This is a genomic window from Marinobacterium marinum (assembly GCF_013868415.1).
Taxonomy (GTDB): Bacteria; Pseudomonadota; Gammaproteobacteria; order Pseudomonadales; family Balneatricaceae; genus Marinobacterium; species Marinobacterium marinum.
On sequence record NZ_JACEMT010000039.1, the window covers coordinates 1 to 17,703 of the forward strand.

The following is a 17,703-nucleotide window of genomic DNA, read 5'->3' on the forward strand; positions in this document are numbered from 1 at the left end:
CAATCATTTGAACGTAACAAGCCGCACGTTAACGTGGGCACCATCGGTCACGTTGACCACGGTAAAACCACTCTGACTGCTGCACTGACTCGTGTTTGTGCAGAAGTATGGGGCGGCGACGCCGTTGCCTTCGACGGTATCGATAATGCACCGGAAGAGCGTGAGCGTGGTATCACCATCTCTACTTCACACGTAGAGTATGAATCACCGACCCGTCACTACGCGCACGTAGACTGCCCGGGACACGCCGACTACGTTAAGAACATGATCACCGGTGCTGCTCAGATGGACGGCGCTATCCTGGTATGTTCTGCTGCTGACGGCCCCATGCCGCAGACACGTGAGCACATCCTGCTGTCTCGTCAGGTTGGTGTACCGTACATCGTTGTCTTCCTGAACAAGGCAGACATGGTTGATGACGAAGAGCTGCTGGAACTGGTTGAAATGGAAGTTCGCGAACTTCTGGACCAGTACGACTTCCCGGGTGACGACACTCCGATCATCGTAGGTTCTGCGCTGAAAGCACTGAACGGCGAAGATCAGGATGGTTTCGGTCAGGCAGCTGTCAAGAAGCTGGTTGAGACTCTGGACGAGTACATTCCTGAGCCGCAGCGTGCTGTTGACCTGCCGTTCCTGATGCCGATCGAGGATGTGTTCTCTATCTCCGGTCGTGGTACCGTAGTAACCGGTCGTATCGAGCGTGGTATTCTGAACGTTGGTGACGAAATCGAAATCGTCGGCATCAAGGACACCACCAAGACGACTTGTACCGGTGTTGAGATGTTCCGCAAGCTGCTGGACCAGGGTCGTGCAGGCGAGAACGTTGGTGCGCTGCTGCGTGGCACCAAGCGTGACGAAGTTGAGCGTGGTCAGGTTCTGGCCAAGCCGGGTTCAATCACTCCGCACACCAAGTTCGAAGGCGAAGTCTACGTACTGAGCAAGGAAGAAGGCGGTCGTCACACTCCGTTCTTCAAAGGCTACCGTCCGCAGTTCTACTTCCGTACCACTGACATCACGGGTGCGTGCGAACTGCCGGAAGGCGTTGAAATGGTCATGCCGGGTGACAACATCCAGATGACTGTTACCCTGATCAACCCGATCGCGATGGAAGACGGTCTGCGTTTCGCCATCCGTGAAGGTGGTCGTACCGTCGGCGCCGGCGTGGTAGCTAAAATTATCGAGTAATTTCGGTAATTACCTGTTGCATACAGGTAGGGAGGTGCATATAATGTGCCTCCCTGTTACGCAACAGGCCAGTAGCTCAATTGGCAGAGCAGCGGTCTCCAAAACCGCAGGTTGGGGGTTCGATTCCCTCCTGGCCTGCCATTCCTAATCGGGAATGGTGTCACAAAAGCGCAAGCTTTCATTAAGCCGAGGCTCCAAGCGTGAATTCTAAAGTGACTTCCGAAGGATCTAAACTCGATGGCCTGAAATGGGTTGTCGTGGTCGCATTGGTGGCGGCTGGTGTTGTGGGGAACTCCATTTTTGCGGGTGAGTCTCTGCTATATCGCGTGCTGGCACTGGTTGCGCTGGCTGTAGTTGCGGGTTTTGTCGCACTGCAGACAGCAAAAGGTAAAGCATTTTTCCAGTTGTTCAAAGAAGCCAAGAACGAAATCCGCAGGGTGGTCTGGCCAACGCGCCAGGAGACGCTGCAGACAACGGCGATTGTTGTGTTGGCTGTCTTGTTGGTCGGGCTGGCGCTCTGGGGTCTTGATACCCTGCTGGGTTGGCTGGTATCCGGCGCTATTGGTTAAGAGGTGTAAGTAAGCATGGACATGGACAAGAAGCGTTGGTATGTCGTGCATGCCTACTCCGGCTATGAAAAGCGCGTCATGAATACCCTTAAAGAGCGGGTCGAACTGCATGGTATGCAGGATCTGTTTGGTGAGGTTCTGGTGCCGACCGAAGAAGTGGTCGAGATTCGTGACGGCAAGAAGCGCAAATCAGAGCGCAAGTTTTATCCGGGCTATGTTCTGGTGCAGATGGTGATGAATGATGAAACCTGGCACCTGGTCAAGAACACCCCGCGCGTGATGGGCTTTATCGGTGGTACGGCGGATAAGCCGGCTCCGATCACCGAGAAAGAGGCGCAGGAAATTTTGCAGCGCGTCGAGAGTGGTGTTGATAAGCCGCGTCCGAAAACCGTATTTGAACCGGGTGAGATGGTGCGTGTCATCGATGGTCCCTTTGCTGACTTCAACGGCGTGGTCGAAGAGGTCAACTACGAGAAGAACCGTCTGCAGGTTGCCGTGCTCATCTTCGGTCGCTCAACTCCGGTTGAGCTGGAATTTACTCAGGTCGAAAAGGGCTGAGTTTGGAATGAAGCCGCCTCAGGGCGGTTTCGTTGTTGAAGAAAGGGGAGCCCCGCGGGGCGTTTGAACCCAAAGGAGTAGCTTAATGGCTAAGAAAATCAATGCTTATATCAAGCTTCAGGTGAAAGCTGGTCAGGCTAACCCGAGTCCTCCCGTAGGTCCTGCTCTGGGTCAGCACGGTGTTAACATCATGGAGTTCTGTAAAGCGTTTAACGCCCAGACTCAAAGCCTGGAGCCGGGTCTGCCGGTGCCGGTTGTTATCACTGTATACAGCGATCGCAGCTTTACATTCATCACCAAGACTCCGCCGGCAGCTATCCTGCTGAAAAAGGCGGCTGGTCTGAAGAGCGGTTCTGCGCGTCCGAACACTGAGAAAGTGGGTACTGTTACCCGTGCTCAGCTGGAAGAAATCGCAACTACCAAACAGCCTGACCTGACTGCGTCCGACATGGATGCGGCGGTTCGTACAATTGCTGGTAGCGCTCGTTCCATGGGTCTGGTCGTAGAGGGTGATGAGTAATGGCTAAGCTGACTAAACGCCAGAAGGCGATCCGTGAGAAGGTTGAGTGCGGCAAGCTGTACCCGGTAGCAGATGCGGTTGCGCTGCTGGGTGAGATCTCTTCAGTCAAGTTCACCGAGTCTGTAGACGTGGCCGTGAACCTGGGTGTAGATCCGCGTAAATCCGACCAGGTTGTACGTGGTTCAAGCGTACTGCCGAACGGTACTGGTAAAGAAGTACGCGTTGCTGTCTTCGCTCAGGGTGAGAACGCCGAGAAAGCGAAAGCGGCCGGTGCTGACGTGGTTGGCTTCGATGATCTGGCTGAACAGGTTAAAGCCGGTAATCTGGATTTTGACGTTGTGATCGCAACTCCGGACGCCATGCGTGTTGTTGGTCAGCTGGGTCAGATCCTGGGTCCGCGTGGCCTGATGCCGAACCCGAAAGTGGGTACCGTGACTCCGGATGTGACAACTGCCGTTAACAATGCCAAGGCGGGTCAGGTGCGTTTCCGTACCGACAAGAACGGCATCATTCACTGCTCTGTTGGCAAGCTGGGCTTCGAAGGTCAGGCAATCCAGGAAAACGTGGAAGCGTTGCTGGTTGAGCTGAAGAAGCTGAAGCCGGCATCTGCCAAGGGCGTGTATGTCAAGAAAGTGACCCTGTCCACTACCATGGGCCCGGGTCTGTCGATCGATCAGTCCTCTCTGAGCTTCTGATCGACGTAAAGGTTTTTTGAGGGTCTTCGTGACCTGTTAGACAGAGACGAAGGCCGTCAAAGACCGCAGGTGATGCCCCACCTTCGGTGGCGGCATCTTAATGGAAACACCAGCCTGCGCAGACGGTGAGATTCACGCGAATCAAAACCACCGTACTCACAAGCCCTGCAAGGGGTGGTTGGTAAACAGTCGAAAGACTAAATCCAGGAGTAAATCGTGGCATTAGGACTCGAAGACAAAAAAGCGATCGTCGCTGAAGTCCAGGAAGCTGCCAAGTCTGCTCTTTCCGCAGTTGTTGCCGACTCTCGTGGCGTGACTGTAGAAGAAATGACTACTCTGCGTAAAGAAGCCCGTGCGAACGGCGTATGGCTGAAAGTCGTACGTAATACCCTGGCTCGCCGCGCAGTAGAAGGCACTGACTACGCATGTCTGCAGGACAGCTTTGTCGGTCCGACCATTATCGCATTCTCTACCGAGCACCCGGGTGCCGGTGCGCGAATCCTGAAGGATTTTGCGAAAGGTAACGAGCAGTTTGAACTGAAAACTGCAGCGTTCGAAGGCGAAGTGGTTGATATCGCAATGCTGGCAAGCCTGCCGACGTACGACGAAGCTATCGCCAAGCTGATGAGCGTCATGAAAGAAGCTGCAGCTGGCAAGCTGGTTCGTACTATTGCGGCAATTCGCGACCAGAAAGAGCAGGCTGCCTAAGATCGATTCTTGGCTGCTTGTTGAACGTTTTTAATGAGCTATCGCTCTACCCAATTATCAGGATTTGAATCATGTCTCTGACTCACGAAGATATCATCAACGCTGTTGCTGAAATGTCCGTTAAGGACGTTGTTGCTCTGATCGAAGCAATGGAAGAAAAATTCGGTGTTACCGCTGCTGCTGCTGTTGTAGCTGGCGCTGCTGGTGGCGACGCTGGTGCTGCTGAAGAGCAGACCGAGTTCAACGTTGTTCTGGCTGCTGCCGGCGACAAGAAAGTAAACGTCATCAAGGCTGTTCGCGGTGCGACCGGTCTGGGTCTGAAAGAAGCGAAAGAACTGGTTGACGGTGCTCCGTCTACCGTTAAGGAAGGCGCTTCTAAAGAAGAAGCTGAAGCTCTGAAGAAAGAGCTGGAAGAAGCTGGCGCGACTGTTGAGCTCAAGTAATCGCGTTGATGCGCAAAAAGCAGCGTAAAACTGCTTGAAAAGCGTATGGCTGGTGGCGAAACGCCACCGGCCTTTTTCCGTTATTTATAACAGCAAATAAATAATGGCTATACAGCCCGTTCGCAGGCATGCGAGAGGGGCTGGCTTCTCAACCTGGGTGCAGATGCTGGGGAACACTGATGGCTTATTCATATACTGAGAAGAAACGCATTCGCAAGAATTTCGCTAAGTTGCGGCAGGTTATGGATGTGCCATACCTGTTGGCGATTCAGCTCGACTCCTACCGTCGCTTCTTGCAAGACGGCAACGTAGGCGAAGGACGTCGTGACGAAGGCTTGCACGCAGCGTTCAATTCCGTATTTCCAATTGTCTCTTACTCTGGCAACGCAGCCCTCGAGTACGCCGGCTACCGCCTGGGCGAACCCGTATTCGACGTGAAAGAGTGTCAGCAGCGTGGCATCACATACGCCGCTCCTCTGCGCGTCAAAGTGCGCCTGGTGATCTATGATCGCGATTCTTCGACCAAGGCGGTCAAAGACATCAAGGAGCAGGAAGTCTACATGGGCGAAATGCCCCTGATGACCGAAAACGGTACCTTCGTAGTGAATGGTACCGAGCGTGTAATCGTGTCTCAGTTGCACCGTTCACCGGGTGTATTCTTTGATCACGACAAGGGCAAGACACACTCTTCAGGCAAGCTGCTGTACTCCGCGCGTATCATTCCCTACCGCGGTTCCTGGCTCGACTTCGAGTTCGACCCGAAAGACAGCCTGTTTGTCCGTATTGACCGTCGCCGCAAGTTGCCGGCGACCATTCTGCTGCGTGCGCTGGGTTACGAAGCGGAAGAAATTCTGGAAACCTTCTTCGAAAATACCGGCTGGTCACTGACGCAGGACGGTATCCGGATGGACCTGATTCCTGAGCGCCTGCGTGGCGAAACCATGTCCTTTGAAATCAAGGACCCGGAAGGCAATGTCATCGTTGAAGCCGGTCGCCGTATTACACCGCGTCATATCCGTCAGATGGCCAAGGCCGGGATGGAACAGCTGGAGGTACCGACCGAATATCTGATCGGCAAGGCTCTGGCGCGTAATCTGGCGGATCCGAGCACTGGCGAACTGATTGCCGGCTGCAACGCGGAAGTGACCGAAGAGCTGATCGGCAAGATGCAGGTGCTGGGCATCGATCGCATCGAGACACTGTACACCAACGATCTGGACTGCGGATCGTTCATTTCAGACACTCTGCGCATCGACCCGACCCGCAACCAGCTGGAAGCGCTGGTCGAAATCTACCGCATGATGCGTCCGGGCGAGCCGCCCACCAAGGAATCGGCGGAAGGTCTGTTCGAGAACCTGTTCTTCTCTGACGAGCGCTACGACCTGTCTGCCGTCGGTCGCATGAAGTTTAACCGCCGCCTGGGACGTGACGAAGTGACCGGTAATGGCATCCTGGACAAGGATGACATTCTGGGCGTGATGAAAACCCTGATCGAGATCCGTAACGGCAAGGGTACCGTCGATGATATCGACCACCTGGGCAACCGTCGTATCCGCTCCGTGGGCGAAATGGCCGAAAACCAGTTCCGTGTCGGTCTGGTCCGTGTCGAGCGCGCCGTGCGTGAGCGTCTGTCCATGGCTGAGTCCGATAACCTGATGCCTCAGGACCTGATCAACGCCAAGCCGGTGGCCGCCGCGATCAAGGAGTTCTTCGGTTCTTCTCAGCTGTCCCAGTTCATGGACCAGAACAACCCCTTGTCCGAGGTGACACATAAGCGTCGCGTGTCCGCATTGGGCCCGGGTGGTCTGACCCGTGAACGTGCCGGCTTCGAGGTGCGAGACGTACACCCGACGCACTATGGTCGCGTATGTCCGATCGAAACACCTGAAGGTCCGAACATCGGTCTGATCAACTCGCTGGCGGTATTTGCCCGCACCAACGACTACGGCTTCCTTGAAACGCCGTACCGTCGAGTGGTGGAAGGTCAGGTTACCGATGAAATCGATTACCTGTCCGCGATCGAAGAAAACAAGTACATCATCGCTCAGGCTTCCGCCGCGATGGATGATGAAGGCCGTCTGACCGATGAGCTGGTGGCCGTGCGTCACCTGAACGAATTTACCGTTATGGGGCCGGAACGTGTCCAGTACATGGACGTGTCACCGCGCCAGGTAGTGTCGGTTGCCGCCTCTCTGATTCCGTTCCTGGAGCACGATGACGCCAACCGTGCCTTGATGGGTTCCAACATGCAGCGCCAGGCGGTGCCAACGTTGCGTGCCGAGAAGCCGTTGGTCGGTACCGGTATCGAGCGCAACGTAGCGCAGGACTCCGGTGTCTGTGTGGTAGCCCGTCGTGGCGGTGTGATCGAGTCTGTGGATGCCGCGCGGATCGTCGTACGTGTGCACGATGATGAAGTGCACGCCGGTGACGCGGGTGTGGATATCTACAACCTGACCAAATACGTGCGTTCCAACCAGAACACCTGCATCAACCAGCGCTCTATTGTGCGTCCGGGCGAAGCCGTGCAGCGGGGCGACGTGATGGCCGATGGCCCGTCCGTTGACTTGGGCGAGCTGGCTCTGGGGCAGAACATGCGTATCGCGTTCATGCCCTGGAACGGTTACAACTTCGAGGACTCCATCCTCATCTCCGAGCGTGTGGTTCAGGAAGACCGTTTCACCACTATCCACATTCAGGAACTGACCTGTGTTGCGCGTGACACCAAGCTGGGGCCGGAAGAGATCACTTCTGACATCCCCAACGTGGGCGAGTCTGCACTGGCCAAGCTGGATGAAGCCGGTATCGTGCACATCGGTGCTGAAGTAGGCCCGGGTGACATCCTGGTGGGCAAGGTAACACCGAAAGGCGAGACCCAGCTGACACCGGAAGAGAAACTGCTGCGTGCGATCTTCGGCGAGAAGGCGTCTGATGTTAAGGACACCTCTCTGCGTGTGAAAACCGGTACCGTCGGCAAGGTTATCGACGTTCAGGTATTTACCCGTGACGGTGTGCCGAAGGACGAGCGTGCTCTGTCCATCGAGAAGTCTGAGCTGGACTCGATCCGCAAGGACTTGAACGAAGAGTTCCGCATTGTTGAGCAGGCGACTTTCGAGCGTCTGCAGCGCAAGCTGCTTGGCCTGAGTGCCGAAGGCGGCGCCGGCTTGAAGAAAGGTGAAGAGATCACCGAAGACTTCCTTGCCGAGCTGAAAAAACCGGACTGGTTCAAGATTCGTGTCGCGGACGAAACCGTGGCGGAAGAACTGGAACTGGCCAAGAAGCACCTGGAAGAGCGTCGCGAGAACCTCGACAAGCGTTTCGAAGACAAGAAAGGCAAGTTGCAGACCGGTGACGATCTGGCGCCGGGCGTACTGAAGATCGTCAAGGTCTACGTCGCCACCAAGCGTCGCGTCCAGCCGGGTGACAAGATGGCGGGCCGTCACGGTAACAAGGGTGTTATCTCGGTTATCATGCCGGTAGAAGACATGCCGTACGACGCCCATGGCGAGCCGGTCGACATTGTCCTCAACCCGCTGGGTGTACCCTCGCGAATGAACGTGGGACAGATTCTGGAAACGCATTTCGGCATGGCCGCAACCGGTCTGGGTCGCAAGATCAACGTGATGCTGGAACAGGAGCAGGCCAAGGCCGAGAAGGTCAAGGCACTGCGTGAGTTCCTGCACCAGATCTATAATGGTGAGCACGGCGGCCTGACCGCGGGTCATCAGGAAGATCTGGACAGCTTCAGCGATGATGAGATCCTGGAGCTGGCGGCCAACCTCCGCCGCGGCGTACCGTTGGCAACGCCGGTCTTCGACGGTGCCAAGGAGAGCGAAATCAAGGCGCTGCTGCGTCTGGCCGATCTGGATGACAGCGGTCAGGTACGCTTGTACGACGGTCGTACCGGTGATCTGTTCGATCGTCCGGTAACGGTTGGTTACATGTACATGCTGAAGCTCAACCACTTGGTGGATGACAAGATGCACGCCCGTTCCACCGGCTCTTACAGTCTGGTGACTCAGCAGCCGCTGGGTGGTAAGGCGCAGTTCGGTGGTCAGCGCTTCGGGGAGATGGAGGTCTGGGCGCTGGAAGCCTACGGTGCGGCCTACACTCTGCAGGAGATGCTGACCGTGAAGTCGGACGACGTGAACGGCCGTACCAAGATGTACAAGAACATCGTCGACGGCGATCACCGTATGGAACCGGGCATGCCGGAATCGTTCAACGTGTTGATCAAGGAAATCCGCTCGCTCGGTATCGATATCGAGCTTGAAAGCGAATAAGTCCCTAATGATCACCAGCCGGGACCCCTTTGCAGAAAGGGGCTCCGGCGCAGAGAACTCCGCGAGGAGCTATAGACAATGAAAGATTTGCTGAATCTGCTGAAGTCCCAGGGACAATCCGAAGAGTTCGACTCCATTCGCGTCTCCCTGGCATCACCGGAGATGATCCGTTCCTGGTCCTACGGTGAGGTCAAAAAGCCGGAAACCATCAACTACCGTACCTTCAAGCCGGAGCGTGATGGTCTGTTCTGTGCCAAGATTTTTGGCCCGGTGAAGGATTACGAGTGCCTGTGCGGCAAGTACAAGCGCATGAAGCACCGTGGTGTCATCTGTGAGAAGTGTGGCGTTGAAGTGACTCAGACCAAGGTGCGCCGTGAGCGCATGGGTCATATCGAGCTGGCTTCACCGGTTGCCCACATCTGGTTCCTGAAATCACTGCCGTCCCGCATCGGTTTGATGCTGGATATGACGCTGCGTGATATCGAGCGCGTACTGTATTTCGAGTCCTTCGTGGTGATCGAGCCGGGCATGACTACGCTTGAGCGTGGTCAGATGCTGAACGACGAGCAATATTTTGAAGCGCTGGAAGAATTCGGGGACGAGTTCGATGCGCGCATGGGTGCAGAAGCGGTCAAGGAACTGCTGGCGTCCATCGATCTGGAAGAGGAATGTCAGCAGCTGCGCGAAGAGCTGCCGCAGACCAATTCCGAAACCAAGATCAAGAAGCTGTCCAAGCGCTTGAAACTGCTGGAAGCCTTCCTCAAGTCGGGCAACAGCCCGGGCTGGATGATCATGGAAGTGCTGCCGGTTCTGCCGCCGGACCTGCGTCCGCTGGTGCCGCTGGACGGTGGTCGTTTCGCGACTTCGGATCTGAACGATCTGTACCGTCGTGTTATCAACCGTAACAACCGTTTGAAGCGCCTGCTGGATCTGAATGCGCCGGATATCATCGTGCGCAACGAGAAGCGTATGCTGCAGGAATCCGTCGATGCGCTGCTGGACAACGGTCGTCGTGGCCGTGCCATCACCGGTTCCAACAAGCGGCCGCTGAAATCCCTGGCCGACATGATCAAGGGTAAGCAGGGTCGTTTCCGTCAGAACCTGCTCGGTAAGCGTGTTGACTACTCCGGTCGTTCCGTCATCGTGGTAGGTCCTTACCTGCGTCTGCACCAGTGTGGTCTGCCGAAGAAAATGGCGCTGGAGCTGTTCAAACCGTTCATTTTCTCCAAGCTGGAACTGCGTGGTCACGCGACTACCATCAAGGCTGCCAAGAAGATGGTTGAACGCGAAGAGCCGCTGGTATGGGATATCCTCGACGAAGTGATTCGTGAGCACCCGGTTCTGTTGAACCGTGCACCGACACTGCACCGTCTGGGTATCCAGGCATTCGAGCCGGTCCTGATCGAAGGTAAGGCAATCCAGCTGCACCCGCTGGTGTGTGCCGCGTACAACGCCGACTTTGACGGTGACCAGATGGCGGTGCACGTACCGCTGACTCTGGAAGCTCAGCTTGAAGCCCGTGCCTTGATGATGTCGACCAACAACATCCTGTCACCGGCCAACGGCGAGCCGATTATCGTGCCGTCTCAGGACGTGGTACTGGGTTTGTACTACATGACCCGTGAACGCCTGAACGCCAAGGGCGAAGGCATGGTGTTCTCCGACATCAAGGAAGTGCAGCGTGCCCAGGGCGCTGGTCAGGTACACCTGCAAGCGCGTATCAAGGTTCGCATCCGCCAGGTGATTCGTGATATCGAAGGCAATGTCGAAGAGTGCTACGGTCTGGAAGAAACCACCGTCGGCCGTGCCATGCTGTTTGATATCGTACCTGACGGCCTGCCGTTCTCTCTGGTTAACCAGACCATGAAGAAGAAGGCGATTTCGCGTCTGCTGAACGAGGCTTACCGTCGCTGCGGTTTGAAGGATACCGTTATCTTCGCTGACCAGCTGATGTATATGGGTTTCCGTCAGGCGACCATGTCGGGCTCTTCAATTGGCGTAAACGACTTCGAAATCCCGGACGAGAAGGTCACCATCATCGCTGAGGCTGATGCCGAGGTGAAAGAGATCGAGCGTCAGTTCGCCGACGGCCTGGTAACTCAGGGCGAGAAGTACAACAAGGTTATCGACATCTGGTCACGTGCCAACGAATTGCTGGCCAAGAAGATGATGGACAACCTGAAGGTTGATGTCGTCACCGATGCCGAAGGCAATCAGGTCGAGCAGGAGTCGTTCAACTCCGTCTACATGATGGCCGACTCCGGTGCGCGAGGCAGTGCGGCTCAGATTCGTCAGTTGTCGGGTATGCGTGGTTTGATGGCGAAACCGGACGGTTCCATCATCGAGACGCCGATCGTGGCGAACTTCCGTGAAGGTCTGAACGTACTCCAGTACTTCATCTCGACCCACGGTGCTCGTAAGGGTCTGGCGGATACCGCACTGAAAACGGCGAACTCCGGTTACCTGACCCGTCGTCTGGTAGACGTGGCACAGGATGTGGTGATTACCGAGGAAGACTGCGGCACCGACAAGGGCGTAGTGGTGCAGCCGATGATCGAGGGTGGCGACGTGATCGTGACCCTGGGTGAGCGTGTATTGGGCCGTGTAGTGGCCGAAGACGTACTGAACCCGGCTGAAACCGAAACCCTGATTCCGGCCGGTACGCTGATCGATGAAGCCTGGGTGCACCGTCTGGAAAATGACGAAGCCTACAGCGGCATCGATGAAATCCTGGTTCGCTCGGCGATTGCCTGTGAATCTCAGCACGGCATCTGCTCCAACTGCTATGGTCGCGACCTGGGTCGCGGACATCTGGTTAACCGTGGTGAAGCCGTAGGTGTTATCGCGGCCCAGTCCATCGGTGAGCCGGGTACACAGCTGACCATGCGTACTTTCCATATCGGTGGTGCGGCCTCTCGAGCAGCAGCAGTGGACAGCATTCAGGTGAAAAACGGCGGTGAAATCCGTCTGCATAACCTGAAGTTTGTTGAGCGTACTGATGGCAACCTGGTGGCAACCTCTCGTTCCGGCGAGCTGGGTGTAACCGATGAACACGGCCGTGAGCGTGAGCGTTACAAGCTGCCGTATGGTGCTATTATCAAGGTGCGTGATGGCTCCACCGTTGAGGCCGGTGCCGTTGTGGCCAACTGGGACCCGCATACTCATCCGATCGTCACCGAAGTGGCGGGTAAGGTCGAGTTCGTAGGTATGGAAGATGGTATTACCATCAAGCGTCAGACCGACGAACTGACTGGCCTGTCAACAGTCGAAATCCTGGATGCCAAGGACCGTCCGCAGGCAGGCAAGGATATTCGCCCGATGATCAAGCTGGTCGACGGCAACGGTAACGATGTGTACCACCCGGGTACTGCCATGCCGGCGCAGTACTTGCTGCCGGCGAAGGCGATCGTCAACATGAATGACGGTTCCGATGTACAGATTGGTGACATCCTGGCGCGTATTCCGCAGGAAGGCTCGGTCAACAAGGATATCACCGGTGGTCTGCCGCGTGTTGCCGACCTGTTTGAAGCGCGTAAGCCGAAAGAGTCTGCAGTGCTGGCGGAAATATCCGGTAGCATCAGCTTCGGCAAGGAAACCAAGGGCAAGCGTCGCATCGTGGTATCGCCGCTGGACGGCAGTGATCCGGTTGAGATCATGATCCAGAAGTGGCGTAACCTGAACGTGTTCGAAGGCGCCACTGTCGAAAAGGGCGAGGTCCTGTCCGATGGTCCGTCCAACGCACATGACATCCTGCGCGTGTTGGGTGTGGAAGAGCTGGCGAAGTATATCGTCAGCGAGATCCAGGAGGTTTACCGTCTCCAGGGTGTAGCGATCAACGACAAGCACATCGAAGTGATTGTGCGTCAGATGCTGCGCAAGGCTGAAATTCTGGATGCCGGCGATTCTGATTTCATCCCGGGTGACCAGGTTGAATATCAGGCAATCGTTGAGCAGAATCAGCGCCTTGAAGCCGAAGGCAAGATACCCTGTAAATACGAGCGCGTATTGCTGGGTATCACCAAGGCATCGCTGGCAACCGAATCCTTCATCTCGGCGGCTTCCTTCCAGGAAACCACCCGCGTATTGACCGAGGGTGCGGTAACCGGCAAGCAGGACTTCCTGCGAGGCCTGAAAGAAAACGTGGTTGTGGGGCGCCTGATTCCGGCTGGTACCGGTCTGGCATACCACAGCGAACGCAAGCGTAAACGTCAGCTGGCAACAGAAGGCATGACCGTAAGTGCAGAAGAAGTGCAGCAAGCACTGACTGAAGCGCTGAATGCGTCTATGTCATCCCCAGACGCTGAGTAAATATTGCTCAATAATTGACGTGGGGGGCCGGAATTGATTAAAATTCCGGCCCTTTCGTGCTGGATTAACAGATCCGGCGTTATTATGGTGCTTATAAAACCAATCGTGGAGTTTGCTTAAATGGCAACAATCAACCAGTTGGTACGCAAGCCGCGTAAGCGCAAGGTACAGCAGAGCGACGTTCGCGCGCTTCAGGCATGTCCGCAGCGTCGCGGTGTTTGTACCCGTGTTTACACTACTACGCCGAAGAAGCCGAACTCGGCTCTGCGTAAAGTATGTCGTGTGCGTCTGACCAACGGCTATGAAGTGTCTTCCTACATCGGTGGTGAAGGCCACAACCTGCAGGAACACTCTGTAGTATTGATCCGTGGCGGTCGAGTAAAAGACCTTCCGGGTGTGCGTTATCACACTGTACGTGGTTCTCTGGACTGCTCCGGTGTTAACGACCGTAAACAGTCTCGTTCCAAGTACGGTACCAAGCGTCCCAAGTCCTGATTCCGTCGCTCCGACGGTAACGCTGCACCAGCCGGTGGCCGCTTAGGGTTCCGCAGCTGTTAAAGCAAGACCGAAAGACGATAAGAGTAAGGGCGGATGTCGATACATACCGCATATTCCTGAAGACCTTATACATTTTTTAGAGGGCTTATCCATGCCAAGAAGACGCATCGCTGCGAAGCGTGAAATCCTGCCGGATCCTAAATTCGGTAACATTACACTGGCAAAATTCATCAACCACCTGATGGTACACGGCAAGAAATCTGTTGCTGAGCGTATCGTGTACGGTGCGATGGAAAAAATTGAAGAACGCACCAAGCAGGATCCGCTTGAGCTGTTCGAAAAAGCACTGGAAACTGTGCAGCCGCTGGTCGAGGTTAAGTCTCGTCGCGTAGGTGGTGCTACCTACCAGGTGCCTGTAGAAGTCCGTCCCTCTCGTCGTATGGCCCTGTCCATGCGCTGGCTTGTAGATGCTGCCCGTAAGCGTGGTGAAAAATCCATGGCGCTGCGTCTCGCTGGTGAGTTGGTTGATGCTTCTGAAGGTCGTGGTGCTGCAGTCAAGAAACGTGAAGATGTGCACCGTATGGCTGAAGCCAACAAGGCTTTTGCTCATTATCGCTTCTAACCTTCAGAGGACCTGAGTCGTGGCTCGAACTACACCCCTCGCGCGCTACCGTAACATCGGTATCTGTGCGCACGTTGACGCCGGCAAGACTACCACCACTGAACGTGTTCTGTTCTACACAGGCCGTAGCCACAAAATGGGTGAAACCCATGACGGTGCGTCTACGACGGACTGGATGGAGCAGGAGCAGGAGCGTGGTATCACTATCACCTCCGCAGCCGTTACCTGTTTCTGGAGCGGTATGCAGAAACAGTTCGACGAGCACCGTATCAACGTAATTGATACTCCGGGACACGTTGACTTCACGATCGAAGTGGAGCGTTCTCTGCGTGTACTGGACGGTGCCGTTGTGGTTCTGTGTGCCTCTTCCGGTGTGCAGCCGCAGACCGAAACCGTATGGCGTCAGGCTAACAAGTACGAAGTACCCCGCATGGTGTTCGTCAACAAGATGGACCGTGCCGGTGCCAACTTCTTCATGGTTGAAGAACAGTTGAAGAAGCGCCTGGGTGCCGTACCTGTTCCGATCAACCTGCCGATCGGTTCTGAAGACGAGTTCAAGGGCGTCGTTGATCTGCTCCGCGGCAAGGCGATCCTGTGGAGTGAAGACGACATGGGTATGACCTTCGAAGAAGGTGATATTCCGGCTGACATGCAGGACCAGGTTGATCAGTATTACGAACAGTTGGTTGAGGCGGCTGCCGAAGCTTCTGACGAGCTGATGGACAAGTACCTGGAAGAAGGTGAGCTGACTGTTGAAGAGATCAAGGCGGGTCTGCGTACTCGTACTCTGAACAGCGAGATCATCCCGATGATGGCTGGCTCCGCGTTCAAGAACAAGGGCGTACAGGCCGTTCTGGATGCTGTGATCGAGTTCCTGCCGTCTCCGACCGAGGTTAAGGCAATCGAAGGTACACTGGATGATGCGGCTGAGACCGTTGAGACCCGTGAAGCCGACGATAATGCTCCGTTCGCGGCGCTGGCGTTCAAGATCGCAACCGACCCGTTCGTCGGTACGTTGACCTTCGTGCGTGTTTACTCGGGCGTTCTGAATTCTGGTGACAGTGTGTACAACTCTGTTCGTCAGAAGAAAGAGCGTATCGGCCGTATGGTACAGATGCATGCCAACAGTCGTGAAGAGATCAAGGAAGTTCGTGCCGGCGACATCGCTGCCATGATCGGCCTGAAGGACGTGACCACTGGTGATACCCTGTGTGATCTGGACAACAAAATCGTCCTTGAGCGCATGGAGTTCCCGGATCCGGTAATCTCCGTTGCGGTTGAGCCGAAGTCCAAGGCTGACCAGGAAAAAATGGGTGTTGCGCTGGGTAAACTGGCTCAGGAAGACCCCTCTTTCCGCGTTGAAACCGATGAGGAAACCGGTCAGACCATCATCTCCGGTATGGGTGAGCTGCACCTGGATATCATCGTTGACCGTATGCGTCGCGAGTTCAAGGTCGAAGCCAACATCGGTAAGCCTCAGGTGGCCTACCGTGAGAAGATCCGTCAGGCCGTTGTTGCAAACCACAAGTTTGCCCGTCAGTCCGGTGGTCGTGGTCAGTATGGTCACGTTGTGATCGAGTTTGCTCCGAGCGAAGACGAAGGTCTGGAGTTCGTGAACGAGATTGTTGGTGGTGCTATTCCGAAGGAATACATCCCGGCTGTAGAAAAAGGGATCGAAGAGCAGATGAAAAACGGTGTTATCGCCGGTTATCCGCTCATCGGTTTGAAAGCGCGTCTGTATGACGGCTCCTTCCATGAAGTTGACTCCAACGAGATGGCGTTTAAAATCGCTGCATCTCAGGCGCTGAAGAAGTATGCACAGGACGCTAGCCCGTGCCTGCTTGAGCCGATGATGAAAGTTGAAGTCGTAACCCCTGAAGAGTACATGGGTGACGTGATGGGCGACCTGAACCGTCGTCGTGGCCTGGTACAGGGTATGGAAGACAGTACTTCGGGCAAGGTTATCAACGCCCAGGTACCTCTGGGTGAGATGTTCGGTTACGCTACTGACCTGCGTTCCGCGTCTCAGGGGCGTGCAACCTATTCTATGGAGTTTGAGTGCTATGCCGAAGCTCCGCAGAATATTGCCGATGCCGTTACCAAACAGAACTGATAAGCCAATTACTGAATCAAGAGGATTTAATTGTGGCTAAGCAATCATTTGAACGTAACAAGCCGCACGTTAACGTGGGCACCATCGGTCACGTTGACCACGGTAAAACCACTCTGACTGCTGCACTGACTCGTGTTTGTGCAGAAGTATGGGGCGGCGACGCCGTTGCCTTCGACGGTATCGATAATGCACCGGAAGAGCGTGAGCGTGGTATCACCATCTCTACTTCACACGTAGAGTATGAATCACCGACCCGTCACTACGCGCACGTAGACTGCCCGGGACACGCCGACTACGTTAAGAACATGATCACCGGTGCTGCTCAGATGGACGGCGCTATCCTGGTATGTTCTGCTGCTGACGGCCCCATGCCGCAGACACGTGAGCACATCCTGCTGTCTCGTCAGGTTGGTGTACCGTACATCGTTGTCTTCCTGAACAAGGCAGACATGGTTGATGACGAAGAGCTGCTGGAACTGGTTGAAATGGAAGTTCGCGAACTTCTGGACCAGTACGACTTCCCGGGTGACGACACTCCGATCATCGTAGGTTCTGCGCTGAAAGCACTGAACGGCGAAGATCAGGATGGTTTCGGTCAGGCAGCTGTCAAGAAGCTGGTTGAGACTCTGGACGAGTACATTCCTGAGCCGCAGCGTGCTGTTGACCTGCCGTTCCTGATGCCGATCGAGGATGTGTTCTCTATCTCCGGTCGTGGTACCGTAGTAACCGGTCGTATCGAGCGTGGTATTCTGAACGTTGGTGACGAAATCGAAATCGTCGGCATCAAGGACACCACCAAGACGACTTGTACCGGTGTTGAGATGTTCCGCAAGCTGCTGGACCAGGGTCGTGCAGGCGAGAACGTTGGTGCGCTGCTGCGTGGCACCAAGCGTGACGAAGTTGAGCGTGGTCAGGTTCTGGCCAAGCCGGGTTCAATCACTCCGCACACCAAGTTCGAAGGCGAAGTCTACGTACTGAGCAAGGAAGAAGGCGGTCGTCACACTCCGTTCTTCAAAGGCTACCGTCCGCAGTTCTACTTCCGTACCACTGACATCACGGGTGCGTGCGAACTGCCGGAAGGCGTTGAAATGGTCATGCCGGGTGACAACATCCAGATGACTGTTACCCTGATCAACCCGATCGCGATGGAAGACGGTCTGCGTTTCGCCATCCGTGAAGGTGGTCGTACCGTCGGCGCCGGCGT

The 17,703-nt window shown here is 55.5% G+C and carries 13 protein-coding genes and 1 tRNA gene; all 14 read left to right on the top strand.

Annotation, left to right across the window (positions count from 1 at the left end; all coding sequences use genetic code 11):
* Positions 1-1,185: elongation factor Tu (tuf, locus tag H1S06_RS04820; protein ID WP_181736729.1), on the top strand; the 1,185-nt coding region annotated here is incomplete at its 5' end.
* A gap of 65 nt (positions 1,186-1,250) precedes the next feature.
* Positions 1,251-1,326: transfer RNA gene (locus H1S06_RS04825), tRNA-Trp, on the top strand.
* Positions 1,327-1,385: 59 nt separating this feature from the next.
* Positions 1,386-1,754, top strand: coding sequence for a preprotein translocase subunit SecE (gene secE / locus H1S06_RS04830; RefSeq protein ID WP_181737787.1), 369 nt, complete (start codon positions 1,386-1,388; stop codon positions 1,752-1,754).
* Between the two features lie 15 nt (positions 1,755-1,769).
* Positions 1,770-2,312 (top strand): transcription termination/antitermination protein NusG, encoded by a 543-nt coding sequence (nusG, locus tag H1S06_RS04835; protein ID WP_181737789.1) that lies wholly within the window; start codon positions 1,770-1,772, stop codon positions 2,310-2,312.
* A gap of 85 nt (positions 2,313-2,397) precedes the next feature.
* Positions 2,398-2,832, top strand: a complete 435-nt coding sequence (gene rplK / locus H1S06_RS04840; protein WP_181737791.1) for a 50S ribosomal protein L11 — start codon at positions 2,398-2,400, stop codon at positions 2,830-2,832.
* Entirely contained in the window at positions 2,832-3,527 is a 696-nt protein-coding gene (gene rplA, locus H1S06_RS04845; protein ID WP_181737793.1) for a 50S ribosomal protein L1, read from the top strand. The genes rplK and rplA overlap by 1 nt, the downstream gene beginning before the upstream one ends.
* A 216-nt stretch (positions 3,528-3,743) precedes the next feature.
* The gene (rplJ, locus tag H1S06_RS04850; RefSeq protein ID WP_181737795.1) at positions 3,744-4,235 is read left to right on the top strand and encodes a 50S ribosomal protein L10; all 492 of its coding nucleotides are present in this window, start codon (positions 3,744-3,746) and stop codon (positions 4,233-4,235) included.
* Between the two features lie 71 nt (positions 4,236-4,306).
* Positions 4,307-4,678: a 50S ribosomal protein L7/L12 gene (rplL, locus tag H1S06_RS04855; RefSeq protein ID WP_181737796.1), complete on the top strand. Its 372-nt coding sequence runs from the start codon at positions 4,307-4,309 to the stop codon at positions 4,676-4,678.
* Positions 4,679-4,857: 179 nt separating this feature from the next.
* Positions 4,858-8,958 (top strand): DNA-directed RNA polymerase subunit beta, encoded by a 4,101-nt coding sequence (gene rpoB / locus H1S06_RS04860; RefSeq protein ID WP_181737798.1) that lies wholly within the window; start codon positions 4,858-4,860, stop codon positions 8,956-8,958.
* A 78-nt stretch (positions 8,959-9,036) separates the two neighbouring features.
* Entirely contained in the window at positions 9,037-13,266 is a 4,230-nt protein-coding gene (gene rpoC, locus H1S06_RS04865; protein ID WP_181737800.1) for a DNA-directed RNA polymerase subunit beta', read from the top strand.
* Between the two features lie 120 nt (positions 13,267-13,386).
* Positions 13,387-13,761, top strand: a complete 375-nt coding sequence (gene rpsL / locus H1S06_RS04870; protein WP_181737802.1) for a 30S ribosomal protein S12 — start codon at positions 13,387-13,389, stop codon at positions 13,759-13,761.
* Between the two features lie 154 nt (positions 13,762-13,915).
* Positions 13,916-14,386, top strand: a complete 471-nt coding sequence (gene rpsG, locus H1S06_RS04875; RefSeq protein ID WP_181737804.1) for a 30S ribosomal protein S7 — start codon at positions 13,916-13,918, stop codon at positions 14,384-14,386.
* 19 nt (positions 14,387-14,405) lie between these two features.
* Positions 14,406-16,499, top strand: a complete 2,094-nt coding sequence (fusA, locus tag H1S06_RS04880) for an elongation factor G (protein ID WP_181737806.1) — start codon at positions 14,406-14,408, stop codon at positions 16,497-16,499.
* Positions 16,500-16,531: 32 nt separating this feature from the next.
* The coding region (tuf, locus tag H1S06_RS04885) for an elongation factor Tu (protein ID WP_181737627.1) at positions 16,532-17,703 on the top strand (1,172 nt) is incomplete at its 3' end.

Excerpts from the sequence above, each read along its gene's own strand:
- nusG (WP_181737789.1), top strand. The coding sequence starts at position 1,770 with ATGGACATGGACAAGAAGCGTTGGTATGTCGTGCATGCCTACTCCGGC.
- rplK (WP_181737791.1), top strand. The coding sequence starts at position 2,398 with ATGGCTAAGAAAATCAATGCTTATATCAAGCTTCAGGTGAAAGCTGGT.
- rplA (WP_181737793.1), top strand. The coding sequence starts at position 2,832 with ATGGCTAAGCTGACTAAACGCCAGAAGGCGATCCGTGAGAAGGTTGAG.
- rplL (WP_181737796.1), top strand. The coding sequence starts at position 4,307 with ATGTCTCTGACTCACGAAGATATCATCAACGCTGTTGCTGAAATGTCC.
- rpoB (WP_181737798.1), top strand. The coding sequence starts at position 4,858 with ATGGCTTATTCATATACTGAGAAGAAACGCATTCGCAAGAATTTCGCT.
- rpoC (WP_181737800.1), top strand. The coding sequence starts at position 9,037 with ATGAAAGATTTGCTGAATCTGCTGAAGTCCCAGGGACAATCCGAAGAG.
- rpsL (WP_181737802.1), top strand. The coding sequence starts at position 13,387 with ATGGCAACAATCAACCAGTTGGTACGCAAGCCGCGTAAGCGCAAGGTA.
- rpsG (WP_181737804.1), top strand. The coding sequence starts at position 13,916 with ATGCCAAGAAGACGCATCGCTGCGAAGCGTGAAATCCTGCCGGATCCT.